Source organism: Mycobacterium sp. SMC-18 (assembly GCF_045310895.1).
Lineage (GTDB): Bacteria > Actinomycetota > Actinomycetes > Mycobacteriales > Mycobacteriaceae > Mycobacterium.
Genome location: NZ_JBJIAL010000001.1, coordinates 152694 through 168892 on the forward strand (window position 1 = coordinate 152694; position 16199 = coordinate 168892).

A 16199-nucleotide genomic window follows, 5' to 3' on the forward strand; every position below is an offset into this window, starting at 1 on the left:
CACTCAGGCGTTCGTCACCCCGGCGCCGGCGAGCTGTTCGCGCACCCAGGCCTGCACCAGCGACGCGGCCGGATCCTCGGTGAGCGAGATCAGCACCGTCGGGCGGTCACCGCGCACCTGGCCGGCGTCGCGCCGCATGACGTCGAGGTCGGCGCCGACCATCGGCGCGAGATCGGTCTTGTTGACCACCAACAGGTCCGAGTACGTGACGCCGGGGCCGCCCTTGCGCGGCACCTTGTCACCACCGGCCACGTCGACGACGAAGATCTGGACGTCCACCAGACCCGAGGAGAACGTCGCGGTCAGGTTGTCTCCCCCGGACTCCACCAGGATGAGGTCGAGCTTGTCGTTGGTCTCGATGAGATCGTCGATGGCGTCCAGATTCGCGGTGATGTCGTCGCGGATCGCGGTGTGCGGGCAGCCGCCGGTCTGCACCGCGGCGATGCGCTCGTCGGGCAGCACGGCGTGCCGGCGCAGGAAGTCGGCGTCCTCGGTGGTGTAGATGTCGTTGGTCAGCACGGCCAGGGACAGCTCGTCGCGCAGCTGCCGGCACAGCGCCGCGACGAGCGCCGTCTTACCGGAGCCGACGGGGCCGCCGACGCCGATGCGCAGCGGCTCACCCGGCTGCCGCTCGCGCTTGGGCCGGCCGTGGTGATGGTGCGGCTGGCCGTCGATGAAATGTGGTGGCATGGTGGACCTTTCGGTTCAGGAGGCGAACAGGGGGCGGTCGCGGCCGGCGTGTCGTTGCGCCAGGACGTCGAGCAGTGGATCGGACAGGTCCGCGATGCCTTTCGCCGCTTCGGCCGCGGTGGCGTCGCACAGCCCCGACAGCTCGAAGGTCAGCGCGGCGACGTCGGCCGGATCGAGTGCCAGCAGGCGTTGCGCCGCCGTCGCCGAGCCGGTCATGGTGGTGTAAACGACTGTGGCGCACGTCTGTTCGGGGTCGAGCCCGCTGACACGACCCACCACACCCGAGGCCACCGCGAGATGTGGCCGGGTGCCCACGGTGCTCCAGTCGGTGTCCGGCCAGACCCGGCGCGCCAGCCGTACCAGCCCACGGCCCTGCGCCCGGGAGGCCTGCCGGGCCGCGGGAGCTGGTGTGCGCGCGTCGGTTTCGCGGTCGGCTGCCACCGGGTCGAGCCCGCTGTGGACCGCCGCGGCGATGGAGGCGGTGACGAGCCCCTGGGTCCGGATGCGCCGGCGCAGGTAGGCCTGCAGCGTCACCACGTTGGTCACCAGACCGCTGGTGACCGCCTCCTCGACACCGCCGGAGTGGACGTGCCCGCCGGTCGGCAGCCGCGAATCCGCCAGTGCCAGCAGGGTGGCCAGGCCACTATCCATCAGAACAGCCGCTGTCCATCAGAACAGGAAGTATCTCTGTGCCATCGGCAGCTCGGCGGCGGGTTGTTCCTGCCAGACCTCGCCGTCGATGCGGACCGTGAACGTGTCGGGATCGACCCGGATGTCGGGCATGGCGTCGTTGAGCGGCAGGTCGGCCTTGCCCCGGCCACGGACGTTCTTGACCGGAACGAGCCTGCGCCGCAAGCCGAGTCGCGCCGCGAGGTCGTCCTCGATGGCGGTGGGCGAGACAAAATGCACCGCCAGGCCGGCCGCCACCGTCGGGTGGGCGCCGAACATCGGCCGCGGCAGGACGGGTTGCGGCGTCGGGATCGAGGCATTGGCGTCGCCCATCGCCGCCCAGGCGATCGCGCCGCCTTTGAGCACCAGGTGCGGACGGACGCCGAAGAACGCGGGCTCCCAGAGCACCAGATCGGCCAGCTTGCCGACCTCCACCGAGCCCAGCTCGTGATCGATACCGTGCGTCACCGCCGGGCAGATGGTGTACTTCGCCACGTAGCGGCGGACCCGGTTGTTGTCGTTGCCTCGCGCGCCGCCGGGGTCGCCTTCGAGCGGACCGCGGCGCTTCTTCATCACGTGCGCCGTCTGCCACGTCCGCATCACCACCTCGCCGATGCGGCCCATGGCCTGGCTGTCACTGCCGATCATCGAGATGGCGCCGATGTCGTGCAGCAGGTCCTCGGCGGCGATGGTGGACGGCCGAATCCGGCTCTCCGCGAACGCCAAATCCTCCGGCACGGCAGCGTTGAGGTGGTGGCACACCATCAGCATGTCGAGGTGTTCGTCGAGGGTGTTGACGGTGTGCGGGCGCGTCGGGTTGGTCGAACTGGGCATCACGTTCGGGTGACTGGCCACCGTGATGATGTCGGGCGCATGACCGCCGCCGGCGCCCTCGGTGTGGTACGCGTGGATGGCCCGGCCGGCGATGGCCGCCAGCGTGTCCTCGACGAACCCCATCTCGTTGAGCGTGTCGGAGTGCAGGGCCACCTGGACGTCGGCCTCCTCGGCCACCCGCAGACACGCGTCGATGGTGGCCGGGGTGGTGCCCCAGTCCTCGTGCAACTTGAAACCGGCGGCGCCGCCGCGCAACTGCTCCCACATCGAGTCGGGGTTGATGGTGTTGCCCTTGCCCAGCAACAGGATGTTCATCGGCCAGCCGTCGAGCGCCTGCAGCATGCGCCCGAGATGCCAGGCGCCGGGCGTGACAGTGGTGGCCTTGCTGCCCTCGGCCGGTCCGGTGCCGCCACCGATCATGGTGGTGATGCCGCCGCCGATCGCCTCCTCCAGCAGCTGGGGACAGATGAAGTGCACGTGACAGTCGATGCCGCCGGCGGTGAGGATGCGGCCGTTGCCGGCGATGATCTCGGTGGACGGGCCCACCACGAGATCGGGGTGCACCCCGGACATGATGTCGGGGTTGCCGGCCTTGCCGATGGCGACGATGCGGCCGTCCCGAATCCCGATGTCGGCCTTGATGATTCCCCAGTAGTCGATGATGATCGCGCCGGTGATCACGGTGTCCGGCGCGCCGTCGGCCCGGGTCGTACGCGCCTGCCCCATCGACTCACGCAGCACCTTGCCGCCGCCGAAGACCGCCTCGTCGCCCGACAGGCCCGGGCCGCCGCTGAGGTCCTCGGTGATCTCGATCAGCAGATCGGTGTCCGCCAGACGGATGCGGTCGCCCGTCGTCGGCCCGAAGAGCGCCGCATACCGTGAGCGGGAAAGGGAACTCATTCGTGCCGTCCGTTCTTCGCGCCAGCGCTCATCAGCCATCCAGCTTTCCGGGCGGATTCAGCGACAGCCCGTACACCTCGCGGGTTCCGCCCAACGGGACCAGGGCAACCCGCTGCGCGACCCCGGGTTCGAACCTGATCGCGGTGCCCGCCGGCACGTCGAGCCGGTACCCGTGTGCGGCGGCGCGGTCGAACTCCAACGCGGAATTGGCCTGCGGGAAATGCACGTGGCTGCCGACCTGCACCGGCCGGTCACCGGCGTTGACCACGTCGAGGGTCAGCCGCTCGGCACCGGCGTTGATGGCGATATCGCCGTCGCCGTAAAGGATTTCGCCCGGAATCAGCCCCGCCCCCTCGACGGTCGCGCGTTCGGTCATCGTCGGGCCTCAGGCGATCGGATAGTGGACGGTGACGAGTTTGGTGCCATCCGGGAAGGTGGCCTCGACCTGGACGTCGGACAGCATCTCCGGGACCCCCTCCATGACGTCGTCGCGGCTGAGCACCTCACGGCCGCTGACCATGAGCTCCGCGACGGTCCGCCCGTCACGGGCGCCTTCCATCAGGTGATCGGTGATCACCGCGACCGCCTCGGGATGATTGAGGCGCAGCCCTCGGGCCTGCCGTCGGCGCGCCAGTTCGGCGGCGTACGAAATCAGCAGGCGTTCTTGCTCATGCGGCGTCAAACGCATAAGGGGCGATATTGCCACGGCACGCCGGGAATGGCATGTCGGGCGGTGGTTTTCAGCCCCTCACCGCAGGCGGGCGCTCAGCCCTCGAGGTTCTGCAGCCGCACCTGGCCCCGCGCCACCGGACGATCGTCCTCGTCGGTAATGGTGACCAGCCACAGCTGCTGCCGCCGGCCCCGGTGGATCGGCGTCGAGGTGGCGGTGACGGTGCCGGCCTTGAGCGCGCGGAGGAAGTCGGTGTTGTTGTTGACGCCGACGACGGTGCCGCCGCCGTGCTCGGCGAGCCAGACGTGGCCGGACACGCTCGCCAGACCCTCGACGATGGCGCAGTAGACGCCACCGTGCACGATGCCCCACGGCTGCAGGATCTTGTCGGTGATGGTCAGCTGGGCGCGGCCGCCGTCCGGGGTGACCTCGAGATAGGTCAGTCCGATTTCGCTGTCGAAGCCCTTGCCGAGGCCCTCGGGCACAGATGTCGTCACGAATAGCTGTCTACACGAGCGCCGGTGGCGGCGAGTTCGGCACCCACGCGCCACCAAAGCGAGCAGGCCCCGCACCGATGGTGCGGGGCCTGCTCTTCGAATGGACCGGGAATCACTGCAGCCCTCAGGATTCCGGCGCGGTCCGTTGGTCTTTCGACTCCTGAATAGTAGGCAAGGCTTGCCTAATTAGCAAGCCCTTGCCAGTTGCATCCGGTCGCGGCCGCGCACCGGCGCACCGAACCCAACAAGGGTGTCCAGCACCGCCTGCGCACGGCGCATACCGTCAGCCTCGCCCACCCCGGCCAACAGCGGCACCTGGGTCGCCGTGCTGACCACGGACGCACCGACGATGTGCCACATCGCCGACACCGCGAGGATGCCGCCGCTGACGTCGAAGAGCTTCGCGAACAGCGGGTTCAGCGCACGGTGGCAACGATGGGCGAGCCAGGTCGCGAGCGCTTCCTCACCCGGGAACGCGACGACACCCTCCCCGATCCGGCGGGTCGCCGGCACTCCCAGCCCTCCGAACACCGGATCCCCGGGCAGCACCCGCAATGTCGGGTCGGCGACGCCGACCCAGTCGATGCCGCCCTCCGAGTCGACGTGGACCCACAGGTTCTCCAAGCCGGGATCCCAGGCACGGCCCTCGAGCACCAGCAGCGGCACGACCCGGCCGACCACGACGTGCGCCAGCATTGCGGCCACCTGCTGGGCGGCCACCGCCTCGCTGCCGGTGTCGCCGGTCGCCGTGTCGAACATCATCTGCATGCGGTCGCCCGTCACCGCTTCGGCGAGCGGCCACCATCGGCGTCGGGAGATGTCGTCCATCACCGCGACGCCGTAGACCCGGGGATCACTGGGACACAACTCGCGCAGACGACGACTCGACTCGTGCAGCGGCAGCATCCGGCGGATGTCCATCGTGGCGATCAGCGGGTCAGTCACAGCGGAGGGCATGAACACATCCTTAAGTTAGGTTAGCCTTACTATAGTGACGACCCGCGAGATGTAAACCGCTGTGACGGGACTCACAAGCAGCAGAAAAACAGCCCTGACCGGGAACCACGACGCGCCACCGGGGCGTTGGGGAGAACATCCGAAATGGATACGACGCACGGTAGTAAATGCGTAGTACCCTGAGAACACTGCCGAAAGAGTGAAATAGGACATGGCGAAATTGACGCGACTGGGCGAGCTGGAGCGCGAGGTGATGGACCACCTGTGGTCCTCCCGCGAGCCGCAAACCGTGCGTCAGGTGCATGAAGCACTCGCGACGCGCCGGGATCTGGCCTACACCACGATCATGACCGTGCTGCAGCGCCTGGCGAAGAAGAACCTGGTCGTCCAGCATCGTGACGACCGCGCGCACCGCTACGCACCGACCCACGGCCGCGACGAGCTGGTCGCGGGCCTGATGGTCGACGCCCTCGACCAGGCCGCGGACTCCGGCAGCCGCGTCGCGGCGCTGGTGCATTTCGTCGAACGCGTCGGCGTCGACGAGGCCGATGCGCTCCGGCGCGCCCTCGATGAGCTGGAAGCCAAGCACCGAATCCCACCGGCGACTGGCAATTCCGGCACCGACTGAGAGACACTAAGCGCGTGTCCGCCCTGGCCTTCACCATCGTCGCGCTACTGCTGGTCGGGCCGGTACCCGCCCTGCTGGCGCGCGCATCGTGGCCACAGCGGGCCCCCCGGGCCGCGATCGTGCTGTGGCAGTCCGTCGCCATCGCCGCCGTGCTCTCCGCCTTCAGCGCCGGTATCGCCGTCGCCAGCAGGCTTTTCGCGCCTGGCCCGGACGGTCGTCCCACAACCACCGCGACCAGCGAGATCAGCGTCATGGGCTGGCCGTTGTGGATCACCCATGTCGCGGTCTTCGCCCTGACCCTCGTCGTCAGCGCCCGGCTGGCCATCGCCTTCGTCCAGGTCGCCATCGCGACGCGGCGCCGACGTGCCCACCACCGGATGATCGTCGACCTGCTCGACTGTTCGCGGGACACCGCCCCCGCACCCCAGGCCCGTCACCTCATCGGGCACGGCCTGCGCATCCTCGATGTCCAGCAGCCCCTCGCCTACTGTCTGCCCGGCGTCCGCAGCCGCGTCGTCCTCAGCGAAGGTGCGCTCAAGCACCTCGACGACAGTGAGATCGCCGCCATCCTCAGCCACGAACACGCCCACCTGCGCGCCCGGCACGACCTCGTGCTCGAGATGTTCATCGCCGTGCACGCCGCCTTCCCCCGCTTCGTCCGGAGCGCCAGCGCCCTCGACGCGGTCCGGTTCCTGATCGAACTGCTCGCCGACGACGCCGCCGTCCGCGCCACCGGCCCCACGCCACTGGCCCGCGCCCTGGTGGCCTGCGCGTCGGGCCGGGCACCCAAGGGCGCCCTCGCCGCGGGCGGGCCGACGACCGTCCTGCGGGTGCAGCGCCTGGCCGGCGAACCCAACAGCTCCTGGGTCGCCGCGGGCGCCTACCTGGCGGCCGCCTCCGTCCTGGTCGTACCGACCGTCGCGGTGGCTGTGCCCTGGCTCACTGAATTGCACCGGTTGTTCTTCTCGTAGACTTTGCGACTGGCAGCATCTCCCTTCCGTGGCGGATGACGCCGCACCGGCCCAGGCCGGTCCGAAATGCTATGCGCCACAACCAAACAACGAAAGGGCCAGCCGTGAGCTCGTCGGGAAACCCGGAATCAACCACCGCTACCGCCCAGATCGGGGTCACCGGCCTGGCGGTCATGGGCTCCAATCTCGCCCGTAACTTCGCCCGCCACGGCTACACCGTCGCGCTGCACAACCGCTCCGTCGCCAAGACCGACGCGCTGCTGGCCGAGCACGGCTCGGAGGGCAAGTTCGTCCGCAGCGAGACCATCGCCGAGTTCCTGGACGCGCTGGAGAAGCCGCGCCGCGTGATCATCATGGTCAAGGCCGGCGATCCGACGGACGCCGTGATCAACGAACTCGCCGACGCCATGGAGCCCGGCGACATCATCATCGACGGTGGCAACGCGCTGTACACCGACACCATCCGCCGCGAGAAGGCGATCCGCGAGCGCGGCTTGCACTTCGTCGGTGCCGGCATCTCCGGTGGCGAAGAGGGCGCGCTCAACGGCCCGTCGATCATGCCGGGCGGGCCCGCCGAGTCGTACGTCTCGCTCGGGCCGCTGCTCGAAGAGATCTCCGCGCACGTCGACGGCGTGCCGTGCTGCACGCACATCGGGCCCGACGGCGCCGGCCACTTCGTCAAGATGGTGCACAACGGCATCGAGTACTCCGACATGCAGCTCATCGGTGAGGCCTACCAGCTGCTGCGCGACGGCCTCGGCATGGCAGCCGGCGAGATCGCCGACGTGTTCGCCGAATGGAACAAGGGCGACCTGGACAGCTACCTCATCGAGATCACCGCCGAGGTGCTCAAGCAGGTCGACGCCAAGACCGGCAAGCCGCTGGTCGACGTCATCGTCGACGAGGCCGAGCAGAAGGGCACCGGCCGCTGGACCGTCAAGTCCGCGCTCGACCTCGGCATCCCGATCACCGGTATCGCCGAAGCCGTTTTCGCCCGCGCCCTGTCGGGCTCGGTGCCGCAGCGCCGCGCGACGGTCGGCCTGGCCTCGGGCCACCTCGGCGAAAAGCCCAGCGACGCCACGAAATTCATCGAGGACGTGCGGCAGGCGCTGTACGCCTCCAAGATCGTCGCGTACGCGCAGGGCTTCAACCAGATCGAGGCCGGCAGCGCCGAATACGGCTGGAACGTCAAGCCCGGCGACCTGGCCACCATCTGGCGCGGCGGCTGCATCATCCGCGCCAAGTTCCTGAACCGGATCAAGGAGGCGTTCGACGCCGAACCGGAACTCGCCACCCTGCTGGCCGCGCCGTACTTCCGCAGCGCGGTCGAGTCGGGCATCGACAGCTGGCGCCGCGTCGTCGTGACCGCCACCGAGCTGGGCATCCCGGTCCCGGGCTTCGCGTCGTCGCTGTCGTACTACGACGCGCTGCGCACCGAACGGCTGCCCGCCGCGCTGACGCAGGGCCTGCGCGACTTCTTCGGCGCCCACACCTACGGCCGCACCGACGCCCCGGAGGGCAAGAAGTTCCACACCCTGTGGAGCGGCGACCGCACCGAGGTCGAAGCCTAGGTTTCCCGTCACGCGAACTGCCCCTCTGCACCGGCAGCGGGGCAGTTCTGCGTCCACTCGGCATTGTCGGGCGAGCCAACTAGGCTGACGGTGTGCAGTTTCTCGAGTATGAATCGGCTGGCCACCGGCCCCCGTACGACCTGACCTACAACGACGTCTTCGTGGTACCGGGGCGCTCCGAACTGACGTCCCGCTTCGACGTCGACCTGGCCACCACCGACGGCACGGGCACCACCATCCCGATCGTCGTCGCCAACATGACCGCTGTCGCCGGCCGCCGCATGGCCGAGACCGTGGCCCGCCGCGGCGGCATCGTGGTGCTGCCGCAGGACCTGCCCATCGATGCCGTGCGGGGCACCGTCGACTTCGTCAAGAGCCGCGACCTGGTGGTCGACACCCCGGTCGTGCTCGCGCCCGACGACTCGGTCTCGGACGCGCTGGCCCTGATCCACAAGCGCGCGCACGGCGCCGCGGTCGTCGTCGACGACGGCCGCCCGCTGGGCCTGGTCACCGAGGCCGGCTGCGCCGGGGTGGACCGCTTCGCGCGCGTCCGCGACGTGGCCACCACCGACTTCGTGTCAGCGCCCGCGGGCACCGAGCCGCGCAAGGTGTTCGACCTGCTGGAGCACTCCCCGACCGGCGTGGCAGTCCTGACCAATGCCGACGGCTCGCTGGCCGGCGTGCTGACGCGCACCGGTGCCATCCGCGCCGGCATCTACACCCCCGCCGTCGACGCGCAGGGCCGGCTCCGCATCGCGGCCGCCGTCGGCATCAACGGTGACGTCGCCGCCAAGGCCCGGGCCCTGGCCGAGGCCGGTGTCGACGTCCTGGTGGTCGACACCGCGCACGGGCACCAGTCCAAGATGCTCGACGCGCTGTCCGCCGTGGCCGCGCTCGACCTCGGGCTGCCGCTGGCCGCCGGCAACGTGGTGTCGGGCGCCGGCACGCGCGACCTGATCAACGCGGGCGCGTCCATCGTCAAGGTGGGCGTCGGCCCGGGCGCCATGTGCACCACGCGGATGATGACCGGGGTGGGCCGCCCGCAGTTCTCCGCGGTCGTCGAATGTGCCGCGGCGGCAAAGGAACTCGGCGGCCACGTCTGGGCCGACGGCGGCGTCCGGCACCCGCGCGACGTGGCACTGGCCCTGGCGGCGGGCGCCTCGAACGTGATGATCGGGTCGTGGTTCGCCGGCACGTACGAGTCACCGGGCGACCTGCTGATGGACCGCGAGGGCCGCGTCTACAAGGAGAGCTTCGGCATGGCCTCCAAGCGCGCGGTCGCGGCCCGCACGGCCAGCGATGGCGCGTTCGACAGGGCCCGCAAGGCCCTGTTCGAGGAAGGCATCTCGTCGTCGAAGATGGCGCTGGACCCGGTGCGCGGCGGCGTCGAGGACCTGCTCGACCACATCACGTCCGGCGTCCGCAGCACCTGCACGTACGTCGGCGCGGCAAACCTCGCCGAGCTGCACGAGAAGGTGGTGCTCGGGGTGCAGTCGGCCGCCGGATTCGCCGAAGGACACCCGCTGCCGACGGGTTGGTGAGCAGGTCCGCAAGGGCCGACCAGCTACCATTGCCGTACGGCCGCCGCACGCAGCAGGCGTCGGACGGCTGTCGATATCGATTCAGCGAAAGGGAGCACGTGCCGCAGGCACCTGTTGGGGCGTCGACCGTCCCGAGCCAGGCGGGAGCGTGCCAGGCCGATCACGCGCTCCCCGAGTCGAGCGCCGAGTCCATCGACTCCGAACCTCCCAGTAGCCGGCCGGGCCGTCAGCCCGGCGCCCCGAGCGGTGGTGCACGGTGACCACCGCGCTGACCATCGCGAGCCTGGCCGCGTTCATCCTGCTCACCCTCGGGACGGCAGTCTTCGTGGCGGCCGAGTTCTCCCTGACGGCGCTGGAACGCAGCACCGTCGAGGCCAACGCCCGTGACGGGGGCCGCCGCGACCGCATCATCCGCACCGCGCACCGCAACCTGTCCTTCCAGCTGTCGGGCGCCCAGATCGGCATCTCGATCACCACGCTGATCACCGGTTACCTCGCCGAGCCCGTCGTGGCGCGGCTGCTGCACGGCCCGCTGCACGCCGTCGGCCTGCCCGAGCGGTTCACCGACCCGGTGGCCCTGACGCTGGCGCTGCTGATCGCCACGTCGGTGTCGATGGTGTTCGGCGAGCTGGTGCCCAAGAACCTCGCCGTCGCCCGGCCGGTGCCCACCGCGCGCGCCACCGTGCCGTGGCAGTGGTTCTTCTCCCTGTTGTTCTCCCCCGCCATCAAGCTGACCAACGGCACCGCCAACTGGGTGCTGCGCCGGCTCGGGGTCGAGCCCGCCGACGAGCTCCGCTCGGCGCGGTCCGCGCAGGAGCTGCTGGCGCTGGTGCGCAACTCCGCCGAGAGCGGCTCGCTGGACCCGCAGACGGCCGAATTGATCGACCGCTCACTGCAATTCGGCGGCCGCACCGCCGAGGAACTGATGACGCCGCGGTCCATGATCGAGTCGCTGGAGGTCACCGACACCGTCGCCGACCTCATCGAGACGGCCATCCGCACCGGGTTCTCGCGCTTCCCCATCGTCGCCGGCGACCTCGACGAGACCGTCGGCATCGTGCACGTCAAACAGGTCTTCGCGATACCCGTCGAGCTGCGCGCCGGCACCCGGCTGGCGCAGCTGGCGCGGCCCGTCCCGACGGTGCCGTCGACCCTCGACGGTGACGCGGTGATGACCCAGATCCGGGCCAACGGCGTCCAGACCGCCCTCGTGGTCGACGAATACGGCGGCACCGCCGGCATGGTCACCGTCGAGGACCTCATCGAGGAGATCGTCGGCGACGTCCGCGACGAACACGACGACGCCACCCCCGACGTCGTCGAGGTGCGCGACGGCTGGCTGGTGTCGGGTCTGATGCGCATCGACGAGGTGGACACCGAGACCCCGTTCCGCGCGCCCGAAGGCGATTACGAGACCATCGGTGGCCTGGTGCTCAAGGAGCTCGGCCACATCCCGGACGTCGGCGACACCGTCGTCCTGACCGAATTCGACCCGGACAATCCCGAACTGGACCCCGTGCGCTGGAAGGCCACGGTGATCCGGATGGACGGCCGGCGCATCGACCAGCTGGAGCTCACCCAGCTGGACCCGACCGAGTCGGGAGCCGACCATGAATGACGTCCTCGGCATCCTGCTGACCATGGTGCTGCTGGGCGCCAACGCGTTCTTCGTCGGGTCTGAGTTCGCGCTCATCTCGGCGCGGCGCGACCGGCTGCAGGCACTGGCCGAACAGGGCAAGCGCAGCGCCGTCACCGTGCTGCGGGCCGGTGAGCGGCTGTCGATGATGCTCGCCGGTGCCCAGCTCGGCATCACGATCTGCTCGATCCTGCTGGGCCGCGTCGGCGAACCGGCCGTCGCGCACCTGCTCGAGGAGCCCTTCGACGCGGTCGGCGTGCCCGATACGGTGCTGCACACCGTGTCCTTCGGCGTCTCCCTGGCGATCGTGGTGACGGTGCACGTGCTGCTGGGCGAGATGGTGCCCAAGAACATCGCCATCGCCGGGCCAGAGAAGGCCGCGATGCTGCTGATCCCGCCGTACCTGGTCTACATGAGCGTCGCCCGGCCGTTCGTCATCTTCTACAACTGGTGCGCCAACAGCACGCTGCGGCTGCTCGGCGTCGAGCCCAAGGACGAGCTGGACGTCACGGTCTCGTCGGTCGAACTGTCCGAGATGCTGACCGAATCACTGTCGGAGGGGCTGCTCGACGCCGAGGAACACGTCCGCCTCAAGCGCGCGCTGGACATCCGGACCCGGACGGTCAAGGACGTCGCGATACCGCTGCAGGACATCCGCGCGGTGCCGATCGCCGCGCCCGGGACCGGTCCCACGGTGGGCGCGGTGGCCCAGGCGCTGCGCGAGACGGGCTACTCCCGGTTCCCGGTCACCGACGGGCACAGCGCCTACCTCGGCTACCTGCACATCAAGGACGTGCTGCCGTGCATGGACGACAACGACGCGGTCCTGGACCGGTCCATGGTGCGCCCGCTGCCCATGGTCGCCTCGACGCTGCCGGTCGCCGACGCGCTGTCGTGGCTGCGCCGCAACAACAGTCACCTGTCCCTGGTGACCACCGACGGCTACGTCACCGCGATGGTGGCGCTGGAAGACCTGGTCGAGGACCTCGTCGGCGTGGTGCGTGACGGTACCCACCGTGTCTGAGACGGTGTGCGCGCCGCCGCGGGTCCTGGCCGAGGACGACTGGGCGGCGCGGGAACAGCGCTACCTGGACCGCGTCGACGCCTTCCTGGCGCCGCATGAACGGCGGATGCGGGCGGGCGAGCCGCACCCGGTGTGGGACTTCCTGTTCACGTACTACAGCCTCAAGCCCCGCCAGCTACGGCGCTGGCATCCGGGATACGGCCGGGCGCTGAGTGGTCCCGGCGCGCTGCGGTTCACCGACCGGGCCGGGTACGGCCGGTGCGGTGACGCCGTGACGGTGACGCCCGAGTACCTCGCCGGCCGCCGCGAGACCGTCGCCTTCGTCGCCGACCTGTTGGCTGCGACGGCGGCCCGCCCGGCGCGGCTGAACTGTTTCGGCCTGCACGAATGGGCCATGGTGTACCGCGCGCCCGAGGTGCGGCACGCCCAGGTGCCGCTGCGGCTGAGCGCGTCGGACACCGATGCCGTGGTCGAGTCGATGCCGCTGCGGTGCACGCATTTCGACGCCTTCCGGTTCTTCACCGAGGCGGCCGTACCGCGTAACGGCGAAGCCCTCACCCGACACGCCCAAGCGGCCACCGAGCAGCCGGGGTGCGTGCACGCAAATATGGACTTGTACAAATGGAGTTACAAGCTCGGACCTTTGCTGGAGTCGAATCTGTTGATGGATTGCCTTGACCTCGCGGCGGACGCACGCGTCCTCGACATGCAGGCCAGCCCGTACGACCTGAGCGACTACGGCATCGAGCCGATCGCCATCGAGGACCCGTCGGGCCGCGCCGAGTATGTGCGCCGCCAGCAGGACATCGCCAATCTCGCTGTGCCGCTGCGGGACTCGCTGCTGTCCGAGTGCCGGGCCTTGCTCGCGTACGACACCGACGGCGGCATGCTGTGACGGCCCGGACGGCGCTGCGCATCGCGGCGGCTGCCCTCGCCGCCGTGCTGACCGTCGCCGGCTGCTCCGACGATGCGCCGGGCCGCAGCCCGCAGCGCAGTGGTCAGGTGTTGCCGGGCGACTACAGCGGCGCCGGCCCCGGCACGCTCGTCGCCGCGCAGCCGCTGACGACCGTCGACCCCGAACTGGCCGGGCTGACCGCGATCTCCGCGCGCATCACCTACGTCTCGACTTCGGGCATCAACGACAGCCATCCCAAGGTGACGGGCTCGGTGTTCCTGCCGAAGGGCAACCCGCCCGAGGGCGGCTGGCGCATCATCGCCCTGGCCAACCCGGGCAGCGGCATCAAGTCCGACTGCGCGCCGTCGTCGTCGCCGAGCCTGCTGGGTCTGCTCCCGACCGTGCGACTCATGGTCGGCGCCGGCTATCTCGTGGCGATCACCGACTATCAGGGCATCGGGCTCGACGAGACCTATCACCCGTACCTGGACTCCACGACCGAGGGCTTCAACCTGATCGACCTGGCGCGGGCGACGCGCAAGCTGGTCTCCGCCGCCTCCACCAATTGGGTCGCCGTGGGCACCGGGCAGGGCGGTCAGGCCGCGTGGGCGGCCGCCGAGCTGGCCACCGACTACGGCGGCGGGCTCCGTCCACAGGGCGCCGTCGCGCTGGCCCCGACCGCGGCGCTCGAGTGGCTGGCCGACGCCTCGGCCGAGGGGAACCTGAACCGCGACCAGCAGCTGATGCTGCAGCAGTACCTCGCGGTCATGCCGCAGGCCTACCCCGGATTCCCCATCGAGGACTACCGCCGCGGCGCCGCCCGCGACCACTGGGACACGTTGTCGGCGTGCCGCGGCCCGGCGGTCGCCGACCGCACCGGCGTGCTGGATTCGCTGGGTCCGCACGACCTCGGCCCGACCACACCGGCAGCCGCCGACGCGTTGCGCGGTTACCTGCGCAAGGCGACGCTGCCGCAGGCGCCGGCCGCCGCGCCGATGCTGATCACCCCCGGGCCGCCCGACGGCCTGGTGCCGCCCGAGCAGACCGCCGCCGCCGTCGAACGGGCCTGCGCCATGGGCGACGTCATCGACTACGTCCAACCCGACGAGGCCGACGCCCTCGGCTGGATCACCGACCGGTTCAACGGGGTGCCCGCACCCAACACGTGTCCCGGCGCCACCCCGACCTCCACCACACCGACGTCGACGGCCAGTTCGCACTCGGACGACTCCGACAGCGACCAGTCGGACTCGGGTGGCGACGAGGTGACCCCGACCGCCGAACAGACCGCGGCCGAGACCGAGGCGCCGCACCACCAGCAGCCCGCGGCCCCGCCGCCGGCGGACCCCGGGGATGCCGAATGAACATCGGCCTGCTCGACGGCTGGCTCCCGACCCTGATCCAAGTGGTGACGGTGCTGGCACTGGTCGTCGCCGTCGGGCGACGGTCGCCGCGCTGGCTGCGGCTGTGGCTGCCGGTGGCCATCGGGACCGGCGTCGTCCTGGCCCTGGCGTGCAGCTGGTTCATCTCCGATCAGGGCCTGGCGGGCGGGCCGGCCCCGACGTCCCTGTGGGTGTGGATCGTGCTGACCGGGGTGGCGCTCGTCGTGGCCATCGCGGGCTGGCCCGGCCTGCACTGGTGGCGGCGGGCGGTGGCCGTCGCCGTGGTGCCGCTGTGCGCGGTCTGCGCGGGTCTGGCGGTCAACACCTGGACCGGCTACCTGCCGACCGTCGAGGCCCTGTGGCAGCGCGCCACCGGCGCCGAGCTGCGCGGCGAGATCGATCTCGAGACCGCGCTGACCATGCGCCGCTCCGGCGAGCGCCCGGACCGCGGCGTCCTCGTCTCGGTGCAGATTCCGACGACGGCGTCGGGCTTCCGCGCCCGTCCGGAGCTCGTCTACCTGCCGCCCGCGTGGTTCGCGCACGACGCCCCACAGCTACCGGCGGTCGTGATGGTGGGCGGCGAGTTCGGCTGGCCCGCCGACTGGCCGACGGCCGGCGGCGCGCAGCGCACCGCCGACGATTTCGCGGCCGCCCACGGCGGCAACGCCCCCATCCTGGTGTTCGTCGACACCAGCGGGCAGTTCTCCAACGACACCGAATGCGTCAACGGGCCGCGCGGTATGGCCGCCGATCACCTCACCAAAGATGTTGTGCCATTTGTCACGTCGACGTTCTCGGCGAGTGCCGACCCGTCGCGGTGGGGCATCGTCGGCTGGTCGGCCGGCGGCACGTGCGCGGTGATGACGACCGTCATGCACCCCGAGCTGTTCCAGACGTTCGTCGACATGGACGGCCAGGTCGGCCCCAACGCCGGTTCCGAACCCCAGACCATCGCGCGGCTCTTCGGCGGTGACGCGGCGGCGTTCGCCCATTTCGATCCCGCGACCGTGGTGCGGAAGCACGGCCCGTACACCGGCGTCGCCGGCTGGTTCGCGGTGTCGGAGAACGGGCCGGTGGTGTACCAGCCGGCACAGGCCGGCACGCCGACGAACGTGCAACCGCCGGACAATCCGGAGAGCCACACCGCCGTCGCGACCTACATGTGTGCGTTAGTCAGCGCCGCCGGCATCGAGTGCTCGGTCGTCCCGCACGGCGGTGACCACACGTTCCCCAGCGCCGCAGAGGTGTTCACCGCGGCCCTGCCGTGGCTGGCCGGACGCCTGCACACGCCCGGCGTCCCGGCCATCGGTTTGCCCGGCTCGACACCGCAATAA

The 16199-nt window shown here is 70.4% G+C and carries 16 protein-coding genes; 9 read left to right on the forward strand and 7 right to left on the reverse strand.

Annotation, left to right across the window (positions count from 1 at the left end; all coding sequences use genetic code 11):
- Positions 1-3: 3 nt before the first annotated feature.
- The 7 genes from ureG to ACJH6J_RS00805 all read right to left on the reverse strand — a co-directional run bounded on the left by ureG (position 4) and on the right by ACJH6J_RS00805 (position 5217).
- Positions 4-690, reverse strand: coding sequence for an urease accessory protein UreG (gene ureG / locus ACJH6J_RS00775; RefSeq protein ID WP_212814415.1), 687 nt, complete (start codon positions 688-690; stop codon positions 4-6).
- Between the two features lie 15 nt (positions 691-705).
- Positions 706-1341 carry an urease accessory protein UreF gene (locus ACJH6J_RS00780; RefSeq protein WP_212814413.1) on the reverse strand — a complete coding sequence of 212 codons (636 nt, stop codon included), beginning with the start codon at positions 1339-1341 and terminating at the stop codon, positions 706-708.
- Positions 1342-1359: 18 nt separating this feature from the next.
- Positions 1360-3093 carry an urease subunit alpha gene (locus ACJH6J_RS00785; RefSeq protein WP_020100177.1) on the reverse strand — a complete coding sequence of 578 codons (1734 nt, stop codon included), beginning with the start codon at positions 3091-3093 and terminating at the stop codon, positions 1360-1362.
- 31 nt (positions 3094-3124) lie between these two features.
- Positions 3125-3436, reverse strand: a complete 312-nt coding sequence (locus ACJH6J_RS00790; protein WP_212814790.1) for an urease subunit beta — start codon at positions 3434-3436, stop codon at positions 3125-3127.
- A gap of 42 nt (positions 3437-3478) precedes the next feature.
- Positions 3479-3781, reverse strand: a complete 303-nt coding sequence (locus ACJH6J_RS00795; protein ID WP_212814411.1) for an urease subunit gamma — start codon at positions 3779-3781, stop codon at positions 3479-3481.
- Between the two features lie 77 nt (positions 3782-3858).
- A complete protein-coding gene (locus tag ACJH6J_RS00800) occupies positions 3859-4260 on the reverse strand; it encodes a PaaI family thioesterase (protein WP_212814409.1) in 402 nt (133 codons plus the stop codon).
- Positions 4261-4446: 186 nt separating this feature from the next.
- A complete protein-coding gene (locus ACJH6J_RS00805) occupies positions 4447-5217 on the reverse strand; it encodes an iron reductase (protein WP_212814407.1) in 771 nt (256 codons plus the stop codon).
- Positions 5218-5428: 211 nt separating this feature from the next.
- Between ACJH6J_RS00805 and ACJH6J_RS00810 the strand changes: the two genes are divergently transcribed.
- From ACJH6J_RS00810 to ACJH6J_RS00850, 9 genes are all read left to right on the forward strand, one after another.
- Positions 5429-5845, forward strand: a complete 417-nt coding sequence (locus ACJH6J_RS00810) for a BlaI/MecI/CopY family transcriptional regulator (protein ID WP_029104910.1) — start codon at positions 5429-5431, stop codon at positions 5843-5845.
- A gap of 14 nt (positions 5846-5859) precedes the next feature.
- Positions 5860-6816, forward strand: coding sequence for a M56 family metallopeptidase (locus tag ACJH6J_RS00815; RefSeq protein WP_212814405.1), 957 nt, complete (start codon positions 5860-5862; stop codon positions 6814-6816).
- Between the two features lie 71 nt (positions 6817-6887).
- Positions 6888-8387 (forward strand): NADP-dependent phosphogluconate dehydrogenase, encoded by a 1500-nt coding sequence (gene gndA / locus ACJH6J_RS00820; protein ID WP_371824547.1) that lies wholly within the window; start codon positions 6888-6890, stop codon positions 8385-8387.
- A 92-nt stretch (positions 8388-8479) separates the two neighbouring features.
- A complete protein-coding gene (locus ACJH6J_RS00825) occupies positions 8480-9928 on the forward strand; it encodes a GuaB1 family IMP dehydrogenase-related protein (RefSeq protein WP_212814401.1) in 1449 nt (482 codons plus the stop codon).
- A gap of 256 nt (positions 9929-10184) precedes the next feature.
- A complete protein-coding gene (locus ACJH6J_RS00830; RefSeq protein WP_212814399.1) occupies positions 10185-11546 on the forward strand; it encodes a hemolysin family protein in 1362 nt (453 codons plus the stop codon).
- On the forward strand, positions 11539-12588 hold the full coding sequence (locus ACJH6J_RS00835) for a hemolysin family protein (protein ID WP_212814396.1): 1050 nt from the start codon (positions 11539-11541) through the stop codon (positions 12586-12588). Before ACJH6J_RS00830 ends, ACJH6J_RS00835 begins: the two co-directional genes overlap by 8 nt.
- The gene (locus ACJH6J_RS00840) at positions 12581-13483 is read left to right on the forward strand and encodes a 3-methyladenine DNA glycosylase (protein ID WP_244872887.1); all 903 of its coding nucleotides are present in this window, start codon (positions 12581-12583) and stop codon (positions 13481-13483) included. The genes ACJH6J_RS00835 and ACJH6J_RS00840 overlap by 8 nt, the downstream gene beginning before the upstream one ends.
- Positions 13480-14847 carry a lipase family protein gene (locus ACJH6J_RS00845; protein WP_133427530.1) on the forward strand — a complete coding sequence of 456 codons (1368 nt, stop codon included), beginning with the start codon at positions 13480-13482 and terminating at the stop codon, positions 14845-14847. Before ACJH6J_RS00840 ends, ACJH6J_RS00845 begins: the two co-directional genes overlap by 4 nt.
- The gene (locus ACJH6J_RS00850) at positions 14844-16199 is read left to right on the forward strand and encodes an alpha/beta hydrolase family protein (RefSeq protein ID WP_212814391.1); all 1356 of its coding nucleotides are present in this window, start codon (positions 14844-14846) and stop codon (positions 16197-16199) included. The genes ACJH6J_RS00845 and ACJH6J_RS00850 overlap by 4 nt, the downstream gene beginning before the upstream one ends.